Origin of the sequence: Massilia agilis, from assembly GCF_024756255.1 — a bacterium.
In the GTDB taxonomy this organism is placed as follows: domain Bacteria; phylum Pseudomonadota; class Gammaproteobacteria; order Burkholderiales; family Burkholderiaceae_D; genus Telluria; species Telluria agilis.
In genome coordinates this window covers 1-334 of sequence record NZ_JANUHB010000025.1, presented here as the reverse complement: position 1 = coordinate 334, position 334 = coordinate 1, and the positions used below count along the sequence as shown (strand labels likewise).

The window sequence follows — 334 nt, the reverse complement described above, 5'->3', positions numbered from 1 at the left end:
GGCTGCCGGGGTGTACTGGTAGCTGCCGTCGGTATTGACGACCAGCGTGCCGTGCGACGGGCCGGTCGCACTGGCATAGGTGACCGCGTCGTGCTCGACGTCAGTCGCTGCCGGCAGGTTGCCAGTCGCCCTGGTGTCTTCGTTGGTCGTGATCGTTCCGTCGGCAGCCACCGGCAGGTCGTTCACCGGTGTGACTTTGACGGTCATCGTCGCGTCTGCGGAGGCAGCGCTGGCGTTGTCATACACCTTGTAGGTAAAGGTGGTGTACGGATCGCCGTTGGCATCGGCCACCGGCACAAAGCGCAGGTGGCCGAGGTTGATCTCCGCCGTGGTG

The 334-nt window shown here is 65.0% G+C and carries 1 protein-coding gene; it reads right to left on the bottom strand.

Features of this window, described 5'->3' with window-relative positions; translation table 11 throughout:
* On the bottom strand, window positions 1–334 hold a 334-nt coding region (locus tag NX774_RS23305), incomplete at both ends, for a cadherin-like domain-containing protein (protein ID WP_258824686.1).